This is a genomic window from Roseixanthobacter psychrophilus (assembly GCF_043195195.1).
Taxonomy (GTDB): domain Bacteria; phylum Pseudomonadota; class Alphaproteobacteria; order Rhizobiales; family Xanthobacteraceae; genus NCEH01.
In genome coordinates this window covers 1-359 of record NZ_JBAFWT010000211.1, presented here as the reverse complement: position 1 = coordinate 359, position 359 = coordinate 1, and the positions used below count along the sequence as shown (strand labels likewise).

Annotated in this window: 1 protein-coding gene; it reads left to right on the top strand. The window is 62.4% G+C overall.

All coding sequences use genetic code 11. The features are described from left to right. The coding region (locus tag V5F77_RS29240) for a MobA/MobL family protein (RefSeq protein ID WP_429008532.1) at nt 1-359 on the top strand (359 nt) is incomplete at both ends.

The following is a 359-nucleotide window of genomic DNA, read 5'->3' as shown; positions in this document are numbered from 1 at the left end:
TCGAAAACGCCCCAGAGCAATGGAACGACCGCGAACGGCTTTGGAACGATGCCGAGGCGTTCGAGAAACGGAAGGACGCCCAGCTTTGCCGCGAGGTGGAGTTCGCCATTCCGCGCGAGATGACACAGGCGCAGGGCGTCGAACTGGCGCGCGATTTTGTGCAAACCGAGTTCGTCGATCAGGGCATGATCGCCGACCTCACTGTGCATTGGGACATCGGCGCGGACGGCCAGCCCAAGCCCCATGCCCATGTCATGCTGACCATGCGATCCGTGGACGAAAACGGTTTTGGCCCGAAGGTGCGGGACTGGAACCGCACGGAGATGGTCGAGCGTTGGCGCGAACGCTGGGCCGATCAT